Raw genomic sequence first — 16,871 nt, 5'->3', positions numbered from 1 at the left:
CTTCCGATCTGAGGACACTGTTGAAAAGGAGATTTTATTTGGCTTAAAAAACATTGGAAAGGATACAGAAGCGGATGTTTCATCAATAGCCGGGGTTTTAAAAGAGGTTGGTCTTTCAGATAAGGCGGGAAGTTTTCCCCGTTCGATGAGCAGGGGTGAAAGACAGCGTCTTGCAATTGCCTGTGTCACGGCAATGAAACCTGAGGTTATAATTCTCGATGAGCCAACAACAGGTCTTGATCCGATAGAATCCAAAAGGATAATGGGAATTTTAGAGAATCTGAGTCTTCAGGGTCATACTGTAATTATGGTGAGTCATGACATGAAGATAGTGAAAAATCATGCTAAACGAATAATTACGATGGCTGACGGGAAGATAACGAGTGATATGTGCACCATTAATGGAGGTGAATAAGATGGCTGAAATTCTTCAGTACAAAAGAATAGACGGAATATTCCACAAAATGAATGCCTTAACAAAGATAGTCTTTTTGATCTTTGTAATTCTTATATCCATAATCTCAACAAAACCGGTTATAATCGCGGCTCTTGTAATAATACTCTTTATTTTATCGGTAGCAGGCAGATTCTCAATGGAACTTTTAAGACAGGTACCGATGCTTTTATTCCTGTCATGCGGACTTCTGCTTCTTACAGTTCTGACAATGCAGTCCGGCGATGTTATAGGATATCTTATACCGTCTTTCCTTCCTGTTATAGGCGGACATATTGCCATCACGACGGGTGCACTTAATTTTGCTCTTATACTGTCTCTGAGGTTCTTTGCAATGCTCTTTGCATTCCAGATTCTCATAATCTCAACACAGCCAAGGGATCTTGTCCATGCACTTCAGACGATGAGGCTCCCTGTTGACTACACTCTCATGCTTCTTATTGCAATCAGATTTATTCCAAGTCTTCAGCTGGAGGGAAAAAGGATACAGGAGGCACAAATGGCAAGGGCATATAACCCGGGAAGGGGTATTTCAGGAAAGGTAAGATCATTAACACCAATTATAATCCCGCTTGTGTCAAATGCACTTGGAAAGGCGAATGTACTGGGGCTTACAATCGATCTCAGAGGCCTTAGAACAATGAGGAGAACTCCGCTGTCGGAAAAAGCGTATGTTTCAGTTGATTACCTGATGATAACCGCAGTAACAGTCGCAACAGTTGTCATGGTTTATTTTTATTTTAAGGGGCTTTTCCCCTGAATATCACTATTTTTCAAAAAAAAATTAGTATTCTATTCCTTCTCTTGCAGAAACTCCGTTGTCAAAGTAATGTTTTACATTTCTCATCTCGGTTACAAGATCTGCCATATCAATAAGCGCCTCCGGCGCATTGCGTCCGGTAAGAATGACCTCTGTTTTTTCCGCCTTATTTTTAAGAACATCAATTACATCATCTGTTGTTAAAAGTCTGCTCTTTATGGCGATATTTATCTCATCCATTACAACAAGAGAATATTCTCCTGATTTCATGGCTTCTGCACATCTCAGAAGTCCTTCATGTGCCATCAGGACATCATTATCATCAGGCTTTTTGTAGATGAAACATCCGTCTCCGTACTGCTCAATATGGAAATTTTCAAAGTATTTTGAAAGTTTGAGCTCGGCGGTCTCCCGGCCTTTTACAAACTGGCCGAAAAAGACTTTCCTGCCGGCAATTAAGGTCCGGATGCATGTGCCAAGTGCCGCTGTTGTCTTTCCTTTTCCTTCCCCTGTGTTTATCTGAATGTATCCCCTGTTCATCGCCAAAAGTCCTTTAAATTTATTTACTAATCCGGATTATAAAAGCTCCGATAAGAGTTCATCGACATTTGAGACCACTTTTGCATTCTTGCAGATGAAATTATAGATCTCTGTTGCACGGCCGTCTGTCATATCCCCTTTTTTGAAGGTTTTGTCCGGATTTACAAAGAAAATCTCTTTTTTACCGACATAACCGGATACTGTTTCAAGATTGGGCAGGTTTCCGAATCCTACATTTGTTGCAACGATAACTATTACATCTGCTCTGTCACAGATTTTTTTAAGTTTTAGCACTTCGGAATCAGAATATCTTGAAAACGGAGGTGCTGAGATAACCTCCACCTCTGCTGAAATACATGTATCATAGTCCTGGTCACCCACATTTAATATACCGGCTGTGACATCAAATCCTGCTGATTTTAAGGAGAGGATTATCTGCCTGCCCATACCCTCCCCGCTTATGACATGCACTTTTACAGATTTTTCTGCCTGCCTTTCCGGCGGAAGAGAAAATATAAACTGTTTTTTTCTGCCTTCGGGGTGCTTAAACTGCATCGCAAGAACACCGAAAACATCCTCCAGAATATCGGCAGAAAGTACATCAGTTGCCTTTCCTTCTTTTAAGACATAACCGCCTTTTGTAATGACAATGTCATCACAGTACGCAGAAGCCTGGTTTATCTCATGTATTATGCATAAAACAGATTTCTCCTTTGAAATTCCTGAGAGGAGTTTCATAAGTTCGAGCTGCTGTCTGATGTCAAGATGGGATGTCGGTTCATCAAGCATCAGATAATCAGGCTGCTGTGCAAGTGCCCTTGCAATCATAACACGCTGAAGTTCTCCGCCTGAAAGTTCATTTATTTTTCTTGTCTGAAATGAAAGGATATTGGCATCTTTCATACTCTGCGTAACAATTCTGTGATCTTCATTAGAGTCGACAGAGAAATTCTTCTGGTAAGGTGTCCTGCCAAGCATCACATAATCATAAACCGGAAATGAGAACGGAGTATAAACACTCTGCTCAACTACCGCCCGTAGCTTTGCAAGGTCTGCCTGATGTAAATCAGATGATAACTTTTCATTGTAGCTTATTGTTCCGGATAAAGGTTTTAAAAATCCGGCAATAACCTTGAGGATAGTTGTCTTTCCACATCCGTTCGGGCCGATTATGCCGGTAACCCTGTTATCATGGCAGGTGAAGTTCATGTCCTTTAAAACATCATCTGATTCCCTGTATCCAAACCGGATATTTTTAGCTTCTATCGGCATAATCAGAGTTCACCCCTCTTTGACCTTAACAGATACAAAAAGAACGGTGCTCCACAGAGTGCGGTAATAACCCCGAGAGGAAGTTCGGCAGGGGCAATTATAATTCTTGCAAACATGTCAGCAACAACAATAAAAATCGCACCCGCAAAGATAGACGCAGGAATTAATATACGGTGATCCGGGCCTGTTATAAGCCTTACAATATGGGGTATGATAAGCCCGACAAAACCTATTATTCCGCTTACGGCAACTGCAGCGCTTGTGATAAGTGCCGTTGTTATGAGAAGAATCTTTTTTAGCTTTTCAACTTCAATTCCAAGATACTGTGCTGATTCCTCTCCAAACATAAGGGCATTCATCTGTCTTGTAAGTGTAAGCATCACAATTATTCCTGCAACTGTAAACGGGAGTATTATCCAGACATAGTCCCACCCGCGTCCGGAAAGACCTCCCATTGTCCAGAACATTATCTGATTGAGATTCTGGCCCCCGGTAAACATAATAAATGAGTTAACAGCCGAGAAAAGAGCGGAGATTGCGATACCTGAAAGAAGAAGAGTATTGACAGGCACCTGGTTTCCGACTCTTGCCACATGATATACAAGAAATATTGTTGCAAGCCCGAATATAAATGCCATTACAGGCAGACTGTAAAACCCTATGATTCCGGCTGTGCCATAGACAAATATTATCGTTGCACCTAGTGCAGCTCCGTTTGATATACCAAGAATAAACGGATCTGCCATAGGATTTCGAAAAAGGCTCTGCAGCGCCGCCCCGCTCATTGCAAGACACACCCCAACGAGTGCACCAAGGATTATTCTCGGGAGGCGTATTCCCATTATAATTGTTTCATCGCCGCCTGACCAGTAAGGAGTCTGGCCTGTTATGAAATCCGTGAGTATTGCAAATACAGTCAGGGGATTTATATTTGACTCGCCTATTCCTGTTGAAAAAAGCATCACAATAAGGGTCAGGACAAAAAGTCCTGCTGACGCAATTATTGTGTTTCGCCGTTTATACATTTATAAAATAACTCCAGCCCTTCTGTGATCCTCGGCCCCGGTCTTGAAACCACGTTAGCTGTTACAGTATAGATTTTACCGTTTTTCACAGCCGGGACATCTTTAAACTGTTCATTTGAAAGAAACTGTTTCTTATAATCGACATTCATTGTACCATGGCCTGATGGCACAATAATTACTTCCGGTGCCCTGTTTATTATTGCCTCGTCAGATGCAACAAAATAACCTTCCAGATCAGAAAAAATATTTTCACCGCCTGAATAGCGTATCATTTCATTCTGTAGTGTATTATTGCCTGCTACATACAGTGGTTTTGCAGCAACGACGTACATAGTCTTTGGTGACTGTATTTCATGCTGCATGCTTTCTATCTCAGTTACCTTTGATTTCATGCCCAAAACCAGATTGTCAGAACTTTCGGTAAGTCCCAAAGCAGTACCCAGGCAATCTATATTTCTATAAACATCATCAAATGTATTTAATTCGAATACTAGTACAGGATACCCGAGATTTCTGAGCTGTTCTATTGTTGTTTTGTCTGCAACACTTGTCGCAATTATAAGATCCGGGTCTTTTGAGACTATTGATTCTATGCTAAGTGTATGCGGACCGCCTACTGAAGGGACTGATTTTACCTCTTCCGGATAATCGTCATAATCATTTCTTCCGATAAGTGAAACTCCGGAATTTTCAGTATTTATTGCATAGAATATCTCAGTCTCGCTTGGCGCGAGTGATATTACCCTTGCCGGATATTTTGGTATTGTGACCTGTATTCCTGTATCATCTGTAATTGTGACAACTTCATCTCCTGTTGTCTGAACAGAGGTGTCTGTGCACCCTGATGCAAATGTAAAAAGCAGGATTAAAAGTAAAAAAAATAATCTGGTGCAGATTTTCATAATTTATATTAAATGCTATTCAATAAAAATTTGCTTAACTTAATTTAAAACAATCTAAGCTGATATTAATACTGCTTTTGTATATAATATCAGTAAAAATCAATTTATTAATCTGATTTCCTAAAAATTGGGAGTTAAAAAAATTAAATCCGGATATTTTCAAGAGCAAAATCAACAACCTTTGCAAGCTCTTCCTTTCCCCATTTTTCAGAGCTTATAACCAGGTCATATATTGACAGATCAAAAATATCAATATTGTAATATTTTTTGTATCTTGCTGATTCTGAATTCTCGCGTAGAATTGTCTCATCTCTTGTTAATTCAAAAGATTCGTCTTCTCTTTCTGCAATTCTTTTTGCACGACATTCCGCTGATGCCGCAATCCATATCCTGATATCAGCATTTTTTATCATATGTCCGGCAAGTCTGCCTTCAATAATGATATTGTCTTTCTTTTCTCCTATCTCTTTCTGCTTTTCGTCAATTAATTTATCAACAGCAGGATCTGTCTCGCAGAGTTTTCCAAACTCTATTAAGTTCATTCCCTTATCCTTTGCAAGACTTCGGAAGACTTCGCCAGCCGAGATAAGATCAAAAGAGTGTCTGGATGAAAGATATTTTGAAAGAGAGGTTGTGCCGCTGCCCGGAGGGCCGCTGACAGTTATTCTCAAAATCAGAGACCCCCTATATCAAGGGTTTTTCTGATTACCTGGGATAATGTCAGTGAACACAGCATGTACCATAAGATCCATGCCGGCAGAAACAGAGCTGTTGGTGCCAGAAGATCTACCTCACCCATATACGGAAACGTAATTGTTCCCATAAAAGGTGCCATCTCTAACAACCAGAGGAAGATAGGGATAGTAATAATCATGATATAGCCCAGCGGTTTGAACTGTTCCTGTGACATTGCAAGCTGATCCTGCATCATCTTGTCACGTTTCTCGCCCATTTTACGTACTTTCTTTTCGTCTCCTGAAAGCTGCGCCTCACGAAATTCCTTCTGAAAATCTCTCATCTTTTTCTGAACTCTCTGCATCTTCTCATAGTCTATTGTATATTTCTGAAGAAGTGAAGAGTAGCATCCGGTAATTGCTGCCAGAACAAGAATCATTATAGGCCAGGAAACCCCTAGAATGCTGTGAAACGGACTTAATACCAGATCAGCAGCATTTGCAATACCTGATCTGAGAAAGGGGACACTGTAGACAATCATGACAAGGACCATAATTATGAGGAATGTAAACATCCCTCCTCCGCCTGCAGGTTTAGCATTTGTTGTCTTTGCCATAGAATTTCTCACCTAAGAAGTTCTGTCATCTCAGTGACAGCATTCTCGAGTAAATAGTCAAGATTTCTGACAATCTTTACAGTACATCCTGTCAGCATCGAATATGACGCTGCCATATAACGGTTGTACCTCTGATGATCCTTTATGGCCATGTATCCTTCCATATCTCTTGAACGGGATGTGTCGGAAAGGCGGCGTTTTAGGATCTGATCTTCGTCTGTTTCAACAAGAACAATGATATCAGGATTTAATTCCTGTAATACCCATGAAGGGAGTCCTGCAAGGTACCCTGTTGGTGTGCTTACAGTACAGTGTGTGTCGATGATAATATTCTCATGAATCTTTGCGATAACCTGTGCTGCAGTCTTCTGCAGACTTCTCTGAATTTCCTGATCCAGCTTTCGCATCTCATCACGGTCACTGACTATACTCTGATCGCATGCTACTTCGAACATGCATGTTCCAAAATTGATGGAGGTGTATGTTACTCCTTCAGCTTTCAAAGCCTCCATCGAGGCATCAATAACTGTGGTCTTCCCTACTCCGGGAACACCTGTTATTACTACCTTTTTTCCTCTAGACATCTTTTTTATCACTCCTTTCCGAAGAAACTGCGCATGAACGGATACATTTCCATTATCTGTTCGCTTGCAACTTCCTCATAGAGGCGGTATACTATACTTACTGTAAGTAAAAGTCCTGTACCACCAACAGCGCCTATAACACCCAGATAGTTTGCAAGAATACTCAGAAGACCGACTGCAACACCACCTATTACAGTGACACGCGGGATATAGCGGTCAAGATACCTTACAAGAACCTGTTCGTTTCTGCGGTATCCCGGTATGTGCATTCCACTTCTCTGAATCTGTCTTGCAACATGTGAAGAGTCAAGACCTGCAGTCTTTACCCAGAACAGTGCAAAGATTGCGCCACCGATCACCATAACTCCGAAATCAATTCCCATTCTCATGATGACTTCCCAGATGGGATGACCGAGATCAGTTATCCACCACATCCAGTCACCCGGGCTGTTAATTGGCGCTGTGACATACATAATTCCACTTACAGGGCTTTGACCGTCAAATGTTCCGAGAATTGTTATTCCCATATTATTCAGGAAAAGACCGAACATCTGCCAGTTTGCCTGAAGAACACGTACAAGAATCATTGGAAGAACACTTGCATATATGAGTTTTACAGGGAATCTTCCTCTTGCACCGCGTACTGCTGCATGTGCAAGCGGGATCTCAATTCTTGTTGATTCTGCATATACAACAAGGCCGAATATCAGCAGTGTTGTCAGAAGTGCTAGAATGTCAAGACTGAAGTATTCGATAAAGTTTGCACCGTCTCCTATGATAGCAAACAGGCGTGGGAAAAATCCTATCGGGTATGCATCGCTTACAGGTGCCCAGTTTAGGAAACCGTTTATAAGACCCTGTGATACACCTGCCACAATGAAAAGACCTACACCTGAACCTACTCCCCATTTGGTTACAACTTCATCCAGGAGGAATATCAATAAGCCTCCCAGACAGAGCTGAAGAAATATAAGAAGTGATACTGCCATCATACTTCCACCGAAGAACTGCAATGCAACTGCAGGGTCAGGCTTTAGAAATCCTCCGATAACATTTGGTGCGGCTTCAATTACAATCATTACAAAGATCATCAGTTTCTGAAGACCCATGTACATGACCTGACCGCGTGCGTCGGATGTGTTTATTCCAAGAAGGTCAGCACCGTTTAAAAGCTGGAGAACGATAGATGCAGTGACGATAGGCCCGATACCAAGGTGGACAATTGATCCACTTGCACCGGCAAGAAGGGCACGGTACATTCCGAGCCAGTCCAGCGATTCGGAACTGAGTCCGAAAATCTGAACATTAGTCAGTAAAAAATACAATATTAGAACTGCGATTGTCCATATCACCTTGTTTTTGAAGTGGACGTGCCCTTCCGGACTTCTGACAGCGGGCATTGCCGCCAGCAGCGGTTCCATTCGATCCAGCATTGCTCCCATATATGATTCACCAAAAAAATGATCTTAAGCGGTCAGTAACTGACCACCTATTGCTTCGATTTTTGCTTTGGCAGTTTCGGAAAATGCCTCGGCAGTGATGTTCATCTTATGTGTAACTTTTCCACCGCCAAGTATTTTATTAATTCCGATCTGCTCTGCATCAATTACAAAGACATCTCCGTCGACAGTTACAACGCCCCTTAGGACGAGTGCATCAAGGATCTGATCAAGATCCCCGACATCGATTACTTTGTTTGAACTACCGGTTTTGTTTACAAAACCATGTTTTCCATTGTGTATCTCATTGAGAAGGAAGTAATGTGAGAAGCGGTGATCTCTGTGACCAGCGCGACCTCTTCCTCCACGGTTACCTGCTCCACGACGGTTTTTGTGTGTACCTCCGCCGCATGTGCGTGAACCACGATATTTAGATCTTTTGTTTACAGGCATCTTCTCTTCACCTCATCCTGTAGAGGAGATTGTTAATCTCGCTTCCATAGTTTCCAAGAGCACCGCCCTGCTGGAAAGTGCGCTTGATCGACTTGTATCCTTTTCTGGGCGGGTGGAGACGAAGAACCGGTTTTAATCCCGGAACGTCTGTAATCTGAGCCTCACCGGCACAGATTGCCTTTGCAAATGTTTTAATATCTGCATACTGTGAGTTTTCTTTGATATACTCATTAGTAAGCTTCTCATTTGCTGTAAGGCGTCCGCGTGTCTCAAGGATTGTTGAAAGAACTTCAGAATCAATCTCTCCGAATGCCACGTAATCCTTGACCTTCCTTATCATACCCATGTATGCGGGTGTTTCCGGAATAAGGACACAGTGATTGATGTGGTGCAGGCGGAGCATCTTGAGAGTGTCTTTAATCTCTTTACGGGTGTTTACAACACCACGTACCTGAACTACGACATACATTATTTGTTGCCTCCTGTTCTTACAAGATTAGCCTGCAGGAGTGCATCGTATACTGCTTTTGCATAGTTGATTGTGGTACGTGTCTGACCGCTTGAAGATGTCCATACATCACGGATACCTGCGAGCTGAAGCACCTTTTTACCGATGTCGCCGGTGACAATTCCTATGCCCTGTGGTGCCGGCATAAGTGTAACTTTAACACTGCCTGCTTTTCCTGTGACACGCATTGGGATCGAATGACCCTGTCCGCATGCACATTCCCAGCTGCCGCATCCTCTCTTTATCTTGATGATATTGAGTTTTGCATTGGCGATTGCCTTTTTGATAGCATTTCCTACCTGGGCATCCTTTGCCTGGCCAAAGCCAATGTATCCGTCACGGTTTCCTACAACAACAGCGCAGCGGAATTTTACACGTCTTCCACTGTCTGTCATTCTCTGAACCATGTTGATGTCTAAAACCTCATCCTCAAGTTCAGGGATGAAGTAATCCACAATCTGTGGTTCCTTGATAGGTCTGCCGCTCTCCAAAACATCATCGATGCTTTTTATCTCGCCTGCGGCAACCTGTTTTCCAAGACCGGTGAGAGGAATCCATACTTCCTGTTCAAAGGCCATTATTTCAGCTCCTTCATTATTGCATCTTCAACAGCTTCGACGTTCTCAACAAGATCGCCTGCTCTTTCTGGTGCGTATTCAGCGATTGTTACGCCTTTTACCCTGTCATCATCAGGTAAAATGTCCTCACCGTGAGGAACATTAAGACCGGCTGCGACAGCTCCCTTAAGTGCAGCAAACACTTTTGCACCATACTGTGCACGGTGCAGACCGATATCGAGGATAGCATCCTCGTATCCTGCATTGAATGCTCTTACGGCAAAAAGCATGCCGGTAAGATATGCTGCAGGTGTGTTTCCTGTTGCACCTTTGTATCCGTATTTTACAAGTTCGCCTGAGTATGCAGAGACAAGTGTTTTGTCGCCTTCAAGCTGTGCCTCGACAAGCTGGCAGATGATCTGTTTGTTTGTCTTTCTGACAACCATTCTGTTCTTGTCTGAGACTACGAGCTTTAAGCGCTTGTAGTAGTCAGTTTTACCTTCTCTGCGCCTGCGGAACTGGACAAAATATCTTGGGCCTGTTGCCATTATTCCATCCTCCCTGTAATCTGTTCAAGCTGGGCCTTCATGTGTGCAACACTTCTAAACTGCCCACCGGCAGCTTTTCTGTATACTATTCTGTATACGTGTGCATCAATTTCGCCGCTATCACGGAGTTCACGAAGTTCTCTTCTGATTGCGCGAATTTTTCTGATCCATGCTCTCTTTGACGGGTTGCGTGCTCCTGCTGCACCCTTCCTGCGTCCCGGACCTTTGCAGTGTCCGTATGAACGCTTTGCCATAAGTTTGCGTGCTCTGCCACGGCTGTTGCCTTTTACCGGCTTTGCAACGATTGCACCTTCTTCAACGAGTCCTCTGACATCATCACGTGAGATTGCATTTGAGATCTCTTCTGCACGGTCTGAATCAAGTTTTACACGGTGAACACCGCATTTGAGGACTGAAGCTGCCATACGTTTCTGATTTTTAAGGTCACTCATCGTCTGTCACCTCTTCCTCTTCTGTTTCAGGTTCTTCTGTTGTTGCTGAAGGTACTGCAACCACTTTTCTGTTAAGGAGTTTCAATCCCATTTCATCGGCTTTTGCGTGAACATCAAGACGTTTTCTGCCACCGACAGTTGCTGAAATTCTGATTGCCTGTGTCTCTGCATTCAGACCTTCTAAGTCTTTTACATTGAATACAAGCACTTCTTCATATCCTGAAGGGTGCAGACCACGTACTGCTCTTGGACTGCCGTAGCCTGGTCTCGGGTGAATTCCCTTGCACTTTTTTTGTCTTCTCTGTTTGCTCTGAAGACCGCGTGGTCTTCTCCATACGTCATCGAGCTTCTTTTTTCTTGAAAGACCCTGGCGTTTGAAGGTTCCACGCTGCGCATTTCTTGCTTTTATTAATCTTATTTTATCGTCAGCCATCGGAATCACGCCTTGTTAACAATATATATTCCGTCCTGGAAGACACGTGAATCACGGCCGCGGACCTTTGTTGCTCTTTCGATTCTTCCTGACGTCATTCCAACAAGTTCCTTGTCAATGCCGGTGATGACAATTTCATCGCTTTCGACTTTTAATTTGACACCTTCAGGAATCTTTGCAATGCGTGTTTCCTTCTCTCCAAGGAAGTTTGCGACCTCAAGCTGTTTGGGAGTTGCTTTAAGCTGAATTGGAAAGTGACTGTATACAACTTTCATCGTATAGACATACTCTTCCTGAACACCCCTGAACATGTTTTCTGCATGAGATGCATAGGTTCCGATCATTGCATAGATCTTCTTCCTTGTTGAATCGGTTTCAACGACGAATTCGCCGTTTTCAACCCTGACGCTGACTTTAGGGTAGCGCATATTCTTTTCGAGTCTGCCTTTGGGACCGGATACAACAAGAGTTGTTCCGTTCATTTCAGCAGTAACACCCTCCGGAATAGTAACTGTTTTTTGTGTAACCATTTTTTGTCACCTCAGTATACATATCCCAGAAGTTCTCCGCCAACACCCTGATGACGTGCGTTTTCGTGTGAAAGGACGCCTTTTGATGTGCTGACCAGAAGTGTTCCGAAGTTCTTTGCCGGAAGGTACTGGTTCTCCCATTTCTCAAGCTCATTGGTTTTTACTGTGAAACGCGGAGAGATTACACCACATTTGTTGATGTTTCCGTTAAGAGAAATCTTAAACTGGTTTCCTCTTCCGTCTTCAATAAGTTCAAAGCCGTTGATGTATCCTTCTTCCTTCATTATACCGAGCATAGCTCCAAGAAGCGTTCCTGCAGGTTCGACAATACATTCTGTCTTACCTACATCAGAAGCGTTTTTGATTGTGCTCATTGCATCTGCAATTGGATTTAACCTTGTCATTTTTAAGCACCTCTGTTTAGTTCATCTTCTTAAAGCCAATCTTGCTGGCATATTCACGGAAGCATTGGCGGCAAAGCATGATATTGTATCTGCGTACAAGACCCTGTTTTCTGCCGCACATCTGACACGTATTTGCACCACGGCCAAATTTCTTTGTGGGTGCCTCCTCGTTGTTCGATTTATTTTGCGTCATTTTACTGTACCTCCACGCCAAATTCTTCCTGCATGAATTTGACGGCTTCTTCTCTTGACACTCTCTGCTTTTGTGGAAGCTTCTTTTTCTCGATGCTTCTTCTTGCAATACGAATGCCGTTCTTTTCAAGAACTACATTTACATCCATGCCGTAGATACCGATCATTGGATCATAGTTCTGGCCCGGAAAGTCTGTGTGCTCTTCAACACCATATGCGAGATTTCCGGATTTGTCAAACTGACTTGCAAAGAGTTTTTTCTCAAGAATATCAAGTGATGTTCTGACAAAATCCTCTGCAGCCTTTCCTCTCAGGCAGACCTTGCATCCGATAGGCTGATCTTTTCTGATGGAGAATGCGGGCTGTGTTCTCTTTGCAACTGTGCGTACTGACTTCTGACCTGAGATCTCATGCATGATGTTCTCGGCTTTTACAAGCTTTTCACCTGATTCGCCGACACCCATGTGGATGACTATCTTGTCAATATGTACGTTCTGCATTGAGTTCATTCTTCAATTCCCCACTGGCTGATTGCCGGTTCGGATGTTCCGACCATGAAGACATAATCCTCAACGGTGTCAAAATCCTCTCCACCTTTGATATCTTTTAAGTAGACCCTGTTTGCTATGCTTCCGGGAGTTACATCAATCTTTGATATAGTGCCTACCTTTCCTGAATGGCGGCCGCCGATAATCATTGCTGAGTTTCCTTCTGCATATGCGAAGTGATCTACAATTTTTAAGTGGTCATCTCCTGCAATTGTTAAGACAACTGAGTCTTTTGGCTTGTAATCCTGTGAATCAACTATAATGTTTGCACCATAGCGAAGATTCAGCTGGATTTTTCCACCTTTTACAATTGTCTTGTCTGCGATCTTGCAGAGGCGTGTTTTTGCATCTTCTTCTGAGATCTGAACAGAAACATAGTCGCCTTTTTTGTTGCGAAGAATTCTGAAGTATTTTTCAATCTTTGGGATTGCAACAATGTCGAATACGCCTATTCCAAATTTGGAGTCAGTGCAGACAACACCGTTTACAAGGACTGAACGATCTTTGAGAACCTTTTTGACCTCTTTCATGTTGAGAACAAGACCCATGTGATCTCTGAGCCACACTGCCATTGGCATTGCGTTCTTGTTGTGAGGACCAGAGGATGTCTTTGCTACAAATGTGTTTTCCTTTTTCGCAATACGCCATCCTGATGGCGAACTGAGTCTTTTCATATGGTTTGACATTATTTCCTACCCTCCAGTCTCTCCTCACGAAGTTTGTCTTTGAGGTTGAGCTTTACAATCTCTACGACTGATGCATACACAGGTCTTGGTACCTCTGTTCCGTCCACTTTTGTAACTGATACGCCGTGAACGATGATTGTACCTTTTTCTGAGTTAACACCGTCTACAATTCCTTCTTCGCCTCTGTAATCACCGCGGAGCACCTTTACGGTGTCGCCTTCCACTACACGGAATGAACGTTTTTCATACTTCTCGCGAAGTTCCTCTGATAAAGGTGCGTTCAAATATTTACCGCGTGAGTGAATGGGTGCATTGTAACGTGCTTTGCGCTGTTTTCTTGGCTGAGTGCTTGCAATTCTTACCATTACAATTTCACCTCATACAATGATTGTTGCCATTGAGCCGATCTTTGGGTAACGCTCTGCAACTTCACGGGCAACAGGTCCTTTAATCTCTGTTCCTTTTGGTTCGCCGCGTTCATTTGTAATGACCATTGCATTATCTTCAAATGTCAGGCGAAGTCCGTTTACTCTTCTGATCTCACATACCTGCCTGATAATAACCGCTTTTTCAAGTTTACGGCGCATTTCAGGAGTACCTTTCTTTACACTGACTGTACCCATGTCGCCGAGACCCATTTTGGGCTGACGTCTGCGGACACCATGGAATCTGTCAACAGATACAATCTGTACTTTGCGTGCTCCGGTATTGTCTGAACATGTTAGTCTTGAGCCTGTACAAAGTCCTCTTGGAATTTTGGACTGTATAGCTTTCATTCTTCAGACACCTCTACAACAACAAATGTCTTTGTCTTGGATATTGGTCTGCACTCGGCAATTTTTACTGTATCGCCGACTTTTGCACCAATACATGCCGGGCTGTGTGCGTGAAGCTTTGATGAGCGTTTTTCGTAACGCTTGTATTTCTTCACGTAGTGCAGGTAATCTCTTGCTACCACAACAGATTCCTGCATATGGTCACTCACGACTTTACCGGTAATCACCTGGCCGCGTACTGGCAAAGTGCCGTGAAATGGACAGTTTACGTCGTTACATTCCTTTTCAGGAGCGGTGACGTTTAACCCTATATTTTTAGCCATATTTACCTCAGATTTTTGATTCGCATGCTGATTCGTTTTTCTGGCTGCATAATCAACACTGATCCATCAACCCTTATTCGGGCCTCATCTGGAAGTTTCAGGTCAAATTCTGCGCCTTTTTTCTGCACTTTCTTAAGGCCGCCTTCAGAATTTATTGTAAACATATTTTTTGTCTCATCAACGATGACACCACTAATTCCAATCTGTTTAGGATTGGTTGAACCGGAGACTTTTGCCTCCAGTCCTATCAGTTCATGCATACAGATATTCTGAAGAGTAATCAAGCCTTATTTCTCCGCTTGTTCTGTTCTGTTTTGATACGGGCGATGGTGCGTTTAATCTCACGGATACGTCCGGGATTTTCATGTGCTCCACCTGCACTTACCTTTCCAAGATCCTGAACAAGTTCCAGCTGGAGCTTACCGAGCTGTTCGGTAAGTTCCACATCACTGAACTGGGATACTTCTGATGCACGGAATATTGCCATTTAAAGATCCTCCACTACAGGAATGTCTTCTGCGGCTTCCATCTCTGCGTCAATCTCTTCTCCGAGTGAATCTTCTTCAGGGATGTTTTCCGGCTCTTCAACAGGGGCCTGCTCCTCTGAAACAGGAGCTTTTACTTCAGGCTCTGCCACTTCAAAGTGATCAGGAAGCAGTGCTCCCGGAGGCACAATCTTAACCTGGCATCCTATTGTACCAAGTTTTTTGACTGCAAGTGCGAATCCGTGCTCAACTATTGTCAGACTTGGTTCACCTGCGTGTTTGATGTACCCCTGGGTAAACTTCTGAACACGTGAACGTGAACCTGTGAGTTTACCTGAGACGACAACTTCACAACCAAGTGCACCGGACTCCATAATACGGCGAAGGATGCTTGATCCTGCCTTTCTGAAATACCAGCCACGCTCAAGTGAGTTTGCAAGGCGTTCTGCCATAATCTGTGCATTGAATGACGGATTGTCTACCTGCTGAACTTCAATCTGTGGGGATTCAATATCGTAATCATTCTGAAGTGTTGCTGTAATCTCACGGACTACTTTACCACCCTTTCCGATGACAATACCAGGCTTTTCAGCAAAGATTGTAATCTGTGTGCCGAGAGGAGTACGAACGATATCCATTCCGCCGTATCCTGCTCTTTTCAGTTCTTTTGTGAGGAACTGATCGACACGTGCACTGCGTATACCGTCCTGGACAAATCTTCTTTCTATTGTCATTACTCCACCTCTCTTACGAATACTTCCACATTCACGGATTCAGCCATTTTTGGTGTTGCTCTTCCCATTGCACGTGGGAAGATTCCGCGGGCTCTTCTGCCTCTGCTGGCAGACACGAGGAATATTTCGAGTTTTTCGGTGTCAAGACCAATGTACTCGGCATTCTTTTCAACAGATCTGAGAAGTTTCAGATATGATGCTGATGCCTTTACAGGGTATCTTCCTGCATCCCATTTGTCAAGACCGCGTTTGTGTGCGACGTTTCTGTTGAATTTCTTGAATGGAATTGCCTTTTTCAGTTCAATGACATCTTCAAGGTAGGCGATAGCCTGCTTAGTGTTTTTGCCTCTTATGAACTTGGCAATCTCAATTGCATGCTTTGGAGAACATGGGAGTTCGTTTGCTTTTGCACGGGCAACTTTAACCCCGTCCATCTTAAGTGAATAGTTTGTTCTTTCCATTACAATCACTACAGTGGAACGAATTTACTGGACCTGGTTGCACCGATACCTGCACTTCCATGGCTGACACGTCTTCTTGTCAGTGCGAACTCTCCAAGATACATGAATACAGCCTCGGGCTGTATTTCTACCTCTAAGAAGTCCTTTCCGTTGTAAATTTCAACAGTTTTTCCGACCATTTCAGGCATAATGACCATATCACGGATATGTGTCCTGATACGTTCTTTGCCTTCTCTGAATTCAGCAAGAAGCTTCTCATGACCTTCCTCAACACCGCGGTTTATTTTGCGGCGTGCTCTGGCTGGCATGATTGGGAGAAGCTCGCTTAGACTCATCTGCTGAAGTTCTTCAATTTTGTAGCCGTGATAGGTGAATTCTTCTTTTCGCCTCGGCAACCTCTTCTGCTGTTTTTTTGCCATAGTTTGCTACACCCCTTTATTTCCTTCAGGTCCTCTTGTCAGCGATTGAACAAACCTTTCTTCCAGGTGATGTGCCGCGTGACACAGTCTTAGGG

General features: G+C 43.3%; 29 protein-coding genes. 2 read left to right on the top strand and 27 right to left on the bottom strand.

Going from position 1 to position 16,871, the window contains the following annotated elements; genetic code table 11:
* Positions 1-415, top strand: a 415-nt coding sequence (locus tag ACTB1O_RS11790) for an ATP-binding cassette domain-containing protein (RefSeq protein WP_462995337.1), incomplete at its 5' end; no start/stop codon positions are given.
* 1 nt (position 416) lies between these two features.
* On the top strand, positions 417-1,214 hold the full coding sequence (locus ACTB1O_RS11785; RefSeq protein WP_462995336.1) for an energy-coupling factor transporter transmembrane component T family protein: 798 nt from the start codon (positions 417-419) through the stop codon (positions 1,212-1,214).
* 24 nt (positions 1,215-1,238) lie between these two features.
* Here the strand turns inward: ACTB1O_RS11785 and ACTB1O_RS11780 are convergent, their stop codons facing one another.
* The 27 genes from ACTB1O_RS11780 to ACTB1O_RS11650 form a co-directional block, all read right to left on the bottom strand.
* On the bottom strand, positions 1,239-1,754 hold the full coding sequence (locus ACTB1O_RS11780; protein WP_462995335.1) for a cob(I)yrinic acid a,c-diamide adenosyltransferase: 516 nt from the start codon (positions 1,752-1,754) through the stop codon (positions 1,239-1,241).
* A 36-nt stretch (positions 1,755-1,790) separates the two neighbouring features.
* A complete protein-coding gene (locus ACTB1O_RS11775; RefSeq protein WP_462995334.1) occupies positions 1,791-3,026 on the bottom strand; it encodes an ABC transporter ATP-binding protein in 1,236 nt (411 codons plus the stop codon).
* A 2-nt stretch (positions 3,027-3,028) separates the two neighbouring features.
* On the bottom strand, positions 3,029-4,051 hold the full coding sequence (locus ACTB1O_RS11770; RefSeq protein WP_462995333.1) for a FecCD family ABC transporter permease: 1,023 nt from the start codon (positions 4,049-4,051) through the stop codon (positions 3,029-3,031).
* Positions 4,027-4,953, bottom strand: coding sequence for an ABC transporter substrate-binding protein (locus ACTB1O_RS11765; protein ID WP_462995332.1), 927 nt, complete (start codon positions 4,951-4,953; stop codon positions 4,027-4,029). Before ACTB1O_RS11765 ends, ACTB1O_RS11770 begins: the two co-directional genes overlap by 25 nt.
* A gap of 143 nt (positions 4,954-5,096) precedes the next feature.
* Complete coding sequence (gene cmk, locus ACTB1O_RS11760) at positions 5,097-5,624, bottom strand: (d)CMP kinase (protein ID WP_462995331.1); 528 nt, start codon at positions 5,622-5,624, stop codon at positions 5,097-5,099.
* 2 nt (positions 5,625-5,626) lie between these two features.
* The gene (locus ACTB1O_RS11755; RefSeq protein WP_462995330.1) at positions 5,627-6,244 is read right to left on the bottom strand and encodes a DUF106 domain-containing protein; all 618 of its coding nucleotides are present in this window, start codon (positions 6,242-6,244) and stop codon (positions 5,627-5,629) included.
* A gap of 8 nt (positions 6,245-6,252) precedes the next feature.
* Entirely contained in the window at positions 6,253-6,828 is a 576-nt protein-coding gene (locus ACTB1O_RS11750; protein ID WP_462995329.1) for an adenylate kinase, read from the bottom strand.
* 8 nt (positions 6,829-6,836) lie between these two features.
* Entirely contained in the window at positions 6,837-8,270 is a 1,434-nt protein-coding gene (secY, locus tag ACTB1O_RS11745; RefSeq protein ID WP_462995328.1) for a preprotein translocase subunit SecY, read from the bottom strand.
* A 24-nt stretch (positions 8,271-8,294) separates the two neighbouring features.
* Positions 8,295-8,720 carry an uL15m family ribosomal protein gene (locus ACTB1O_RS11740; protein ID WP_462995327.1) on the bottom strand — a complete coding sequence of 142 codons (426 nt, stop codon included), beginning with the start codon at positions 8,718-8,720 and terminating at the stop codon, positions 8,295-8,297.
* A 7-nt stretch (positions 8,721-8,727) separates the two neighbouring features.
* Positions 8,728-9,189: a 50S ribosomal protein L30 gene (locus ACTB1O_RS11735; protein ID WP_462995326.1), complete on the bottom strand. Its 462-nt coding sequence runs from the start codon at positions 9,187-9,189 to the stop codon at positions 8,728-8,730.
* The gene (locus ACTB1O_RS11730) at positions 9,189-9,806 is read right to left on the bottom strand and encodes a 30S ribosomal protein S5 (protein ID WP_462995325.1); all 618 of its coding nucleotides are present in this window, start codon (positions 9,804-9,806) and stop codon (positions 9,189-9,191) included. The genes ACTB1O_RS11735 and ACTB1O_RS11730 overlap by 1 nt, the downstream gene beginning before the upstream one ends.
* Positions 9,806-10,333, bottom strand: coding sequence for a 50S ribosomal protein L18 (locus ACTB1O_RS11725; RefSeq protein ID WP_462995324.1), 528 nt, complete (start codon positions 10,331-10,333; stop codon positions 9,806-9,808). Before ACTB1O_RS11725 ends, ACTB1O_RS11730 begins: the two co-directional genes overlap by 1 nt.
* The gene (locus tag ACTB1O_RS11720; RefSeq protein ID WP_462995323.1) at positions 10,333-10,785 is read right to left on the bottom strand and encodes a 50S ribosomal protein L19e; all 453 of its coding nucleotides are present in this window, start codon (positions 10,783-10,785) and stop codon (positions 10,333-10,335) included. Before ACTB1O_RS11720 ends, ACTB1O_RS11725 begins: the two co-directional genes overlap by 1 nt.
* On the bottom strand, positions 10,778-11,218 hold the full coding sequence (locus tag ACTB1O_RS11715; protein WP_462995322.1) for a 50S ribosomal protein L32e: 441 nt from the start codon (positions 11,216-11,218) through the stop codon (positions 10,778-10,780). Before ACTB1O_RS11715 ends, ACTB1O_RS11720 begins: the two co-directional genes overlap by 8 nt.
* 5 nt (positions 11,219-11,223) lie before the next feature.
* Positions 11,224-11,748 (bottom strand): 50S ribosomal protein L6, encoded by a 525-nt coding sequence (locus ACTB1O_RS11710; RefSeq protein WP_462995321.1) that lies wholly within the window; start codon positions 11,746-11,748, stop codon positions 11,224-11,226.
* 11 nt (positions 11,749-11,759) lie between these two features.
* On the bottom strand, positions 11,760-12,152 hold the full coding sequence (locus tag ACTB1O_RS11705) for a 30S ribosomal protein S8 (RefSeq protein WP_462995320.1): 393 nt from the start codon (positions 12,150-12,152) through the stop codon (positions 11,760-11,762).
* A 16-nt stretch (positions 12,153-12,168) separates the two neighbouring features.
* The gene (locus ACTB1O_RS11700) at positions 12,169-12,345 is read right to left on the bottom strand and encodes a 30S ribosomal protein S14 (RefSeq protein ID WP_462995319.1); all 177 of its coding nucleotides are present in this window, start codon (positions 12,343-12,345) and stop codon (positions 12,169-12,171) included.
* A 1-nt stretch (position 12,346) separates the two neighbouring features.
* A complete protein-coding gene (locus ACTB1O_RS11695) occupies positions 12,347-12,853 on the bottom strand; it encodes a 50S ribosomal protein L5 (protein WP_462995318.1) in 507 nt (168 codons plus the stop codon).
* On the bottom strand, positions 12,850-13,578 hold the full coding sequence (locus tag ACTB1O_RS11690) for a 30S ribosomal protein S4e (RefSeq protein ID WP_462995317.1): 729 nt from the start codon (positions 13,576-13,578) through the stop codon (positions 12,850-12,852). The genes ACTB1O_RS11695 and ACTB1O_RS11690 overlap by 4 nt, the downstream gene beginning before the upstream one ends.
* Positions 13,578-13,943, bottom strand: coding sequence for a 50S ribosomal protein L24 (gene rplX / locus ACTB1O_RS11685; protein ID WP_462995316.1), 366 nt, complete (start codon positions 13,941-13,943; stop codon positions 13,578-13,580). Before rplX ends, ACTB1O_RS11690 begins: the two co-directional genes overlap by 1 nt.
* Positions 13,944-13,955: 12 nt before the next feature.
* Positions 13,956-14,354 (bottom strand): 50S ribosomal protein L14, encoded by a 399-nt coding sequence (locus tag ACTB1O_RS11680; RefSeq protein ID WP_462995315.1) that lies wholly within the window; start codon positions 14,352-14,354, stop codon positions 13,956-13,958.
* Positions 14,351-14,677, bottom strand: coding sequence for a 30S ribosomal protein S17 (locus ACTB1O_RS11675; RefSeq protein WP_462995314.1), 327 nt, complete (start codon positions 14,675-14,677; stop codon positions 14,351-14,353). Before ACTB1O_RS11675 ends, ACTB1O_RS11680 begins: the two co-directional genes overlap by 4 nt.
* A gap of 2 nt (positions 14,678-14,679) precedes the next feature.
* Positions 14,680-14,961 (bottom strand): ribonuclease P protein component 1, encoded by a 282-nt coding sequence (locus ACTB1O_RS11670; RefSeq protein WP_462995313.1) that lies wholly within the window; start codon positions 14,959-14,961, stop codon positions 14,680-14,682.
* Positions 14,958-15,164 carry a 50S ribosomal protein L29 gene (rpmC, locus tag ACTB1O_RS11665; RefSeq protein WP_462995312.1) on the bottom strand — a complete coding sequence of 69 codons (207 nt, stop codon included), beginning with the start codon at positions 15,162-15,164 and terminating at the stop codon, positions 14,958-14,960. Before rpmC ends, ACTB1O_RS11670 begins: the two co-directional genes overlap by 4 nt.
* The gene (locus ACTB1O_RS11660; protein WP_462995311.1) at positions 15,165-15,896 is read right to left on the bottom strand and encodes a 30S ribosomal protein S3; all 732 of its coding nucleotides are present in this window, start codon (positions 15,894-15,896) and stop codon (positions 15,165-15,167) included.
* Positions 15,896-16,357, bottom strand: coding sequence for a 50S ribosomal protein L22 (locus ACTB1O_RS11655; protein ID WP_462995310.1), 462 nt, complete (start codon positions 16,355-16,357; stop codon positions 15,896-15,898). Before ACTB1O_RS11655 ends, ACTB1O_RS11660 begins: the two co-directional genes overlap by 1 nt.
* 8 nt (positions 16,358-16,365) lie before the next feature.
* Positions 16,366-16,776, bottom strand: a complete 411-nt coding sequence (locus ACTB1O_RS11650) for a 30S ribosomal protein S19 (protein ID WP_462995309.1) — start codon at positions 16,774-16,776, stop codon at positions 16,366-16,368.
* Positions 16,777-16,871: the final 95 nt, after the last annotated feature.

This window comes from Methanomicrobium sp. (assembly GCF_055145805.1).
The sequence above is the reverse complement of the archived record's forward strand: the minus strand, read 5'-3'. Positions and strand labels throughout refer to the sequence as shown.

What these genes read in the sequence shown, in the direction of transcription:
- ACTB1O_RS11690 (WP_462995317.1), bottom strand. Translation starts at nt 13,578, where the DNA reads ATGTCAAACCATATGAAAAGACTCAGTTCGCCATCAGGATGGCGTATT.
- ACTB1O_RS11785 (WP_462995336.1), top strand. Translation starts at nt 417, where the DNA reads ATGGCTGAAATTCTTCAGTACAAAAGAATAGACGGAATATTCCACAAA.
- ACTB1O_RS11775 (WP_462995334.1), bottom strand. Translation starts at nt 3,026, where the DNA reads ATGCCGATAGAAGCTAAAAATATCCGGTTTGGATACAGGGAATCAGAT.
- ACTB1O_RS11780 (WP_462995335.1), bottom strand. Translation starts at nt 1,754, where the DNA reads ATGAACAGGGGATACATTCAGATAAACACAGGGGAAGGAAAAGGAAAG.
- ACTB1O_RS11730 (WP_462995325.1), bottom strand. Translation starts at nt 9,806, where the DNA reads ATGGCCTTTGAACAGGAAGTATGGATTCCTCTCACCGGTCTTGGAAAA.
- ACTB1O_RS11770 (WP_462995333.1), bottom strand. Translation starts at nt 4,051, where the DNA reads ATGTATAAACGGCGAAACACAATAATTGCGTCAGCAGGACTTTTTGTC.
- ACTB1O_RS11680 (WP_462995315.1), bottom strand. Translation starts at nt 14,354, where the DNA reads ATGAAAGCTATACAGTCCAAAATTCCAAGAGGACTTTGTACAGGCTCA.
- secY (WP_462995328.1), bottom strand. Translation starts at nt 8,270, where the DNA reads ATGGGAGCAATGCTGGATCGAATGGAACCGCTGCTGGCGGCAATGCCC.
- rpmC (WP_462995312.1), bottom strand. Translation starts at nt 15,164, where the DNA reads ATGGCAATATTCCGTGCATCAGAAGTATCCCAGTTCAGTGATGTGGAA.
- ACTB1O_RS11650 (WP_462995309.1), bottom strand. Translation starts at nt 16,776, where the DNA reads ATGGCAAAAAAACAGCAGAAGAGGTTGCCGAGGCGAAAAGAAGAATTC.
- ACTB1O_RS11695 (WP_462995318.1), bottom strand. Translation starts at nt 12,853, where the DNA reads ATGAACTCAATGCAGAACGTACATATTGACAAGATAGTCATCCACATG.
- ACTB1O_RS11660 (WP_462995311.1), bottom strand. Translation starts at nt 15,896, where the DNA reads ATGACAATAGAAAGAAGATTTGTCCAGGACGGTATACGCAGTGCACGT.
- ACTB1O_RS11725 (WP_462995324.1), bottom strand. Translation starts at nt 10,333, where the DNA reads ATGGCAACAGGCCCAAGATATTTTGTCCAGTTCCGCAGGCGCAGAGAA.
- rplX (WP_462995316.1), bottom strand. Translation starts at nt 13,943, where the DNA reads ATGGTAAGAATTGCAAGCACTCAGCCAAGAAAACAGCGCAAAGCACGT.
- ACTB1O_RS11755 (WP_462995330.1), bottom strand. Translation starts at nt 6,244, where the DNA reads ATGGCAAAGACAACAAATGCTAAACCTGCAGGCGGAGGAGGGATGTTT.
- ACTB1O_RS11720 (WP_462995323.1), bottom strand. Translation starts at nt 10,785, where the DNA reads ATGAGTGACCTTAAAAATCAGAAACGTATGGCAGCTTCAGTCCTCAAA.
- ACTB1O_RS11740 (WP_462995327.1), bottom strand. Translation starts at nt 8,720, where the DNA reads ATGCCTGTAAACAAAAGATCTAAATATCGTGGTTCACGCACATGCGGC.
- ACTB1O_RS11700 (WP_462995319.1), bottom strand. Translation starts at nt 12,345, where the DNA reads ATGACGCAAAATAAATCGAACAACGAGGAGGCACCCACAAAGAAATTT.
- ACTB1O_RS11735 (WP_462995326.1), bottom strand. Translation starts at nt 9,189, where the DNA reads ATGTATGTCGTAGTTCAGGTACGTGGTGTTGTAAACACCCGTAAAGAG.
- ACTB1O_RS11715 (WP_462995322.1), bottom strand. Translation starts at nt 11,218, where the DNA reads ATGGCTGACGATAAAATAAGATTAATAAAAGCAAGAAATGCGCAGCGT.
- ACTB1O_RS11675 (WP_462995314.1), bottom strand. Translation starts at nt 14,677, where the DNA reads ATGGCTAAAAATATAGGGTTAAACGTCACCGCTCCTGAAAAGGAATGT.
- ACTB1O_RS11765 (WP_462995332.1), bottom strand. Translation starts at nt 4,953, where the DNA reads ATGAAAATCTGCACCAGATTATTTTTTTTACTTTTAATCCTGCTTTTT.
- ACTB1O_RS11655 (WP_462995310.1), bottom strand. Translation starts at nt 16,357, where the DNA reads ATGGAAAGAACAAACTATTCACTTAAGATGGACGGGGTTAAAGTTGCC.
- ACTB1O_RS11705 (WP_462995320.1), bottom strand. Translation starts at nt 12,152, where the DNA reads ATGACAAGGTTAAATCCAATTGCAGATGCAATGAGCACAATCAAAAAC.
- ACTB1O_RS11750 (WP_462995329.1), bottom strand. Translation starts at nt 6,828, where the DNA reads ATGTCTAGAGGAAAAAAGGTAGTAATAACAGGTGTTCCCGGAGTAGGG.
- ACTB1O_RS11710 (WP_462995321.1), bottom strand. Translation starts at nt 11,748, where the DNA reads ATGGTTACACAAAAAACAGTTACTATTCCGGAGGGTGTTACTGCTGAA.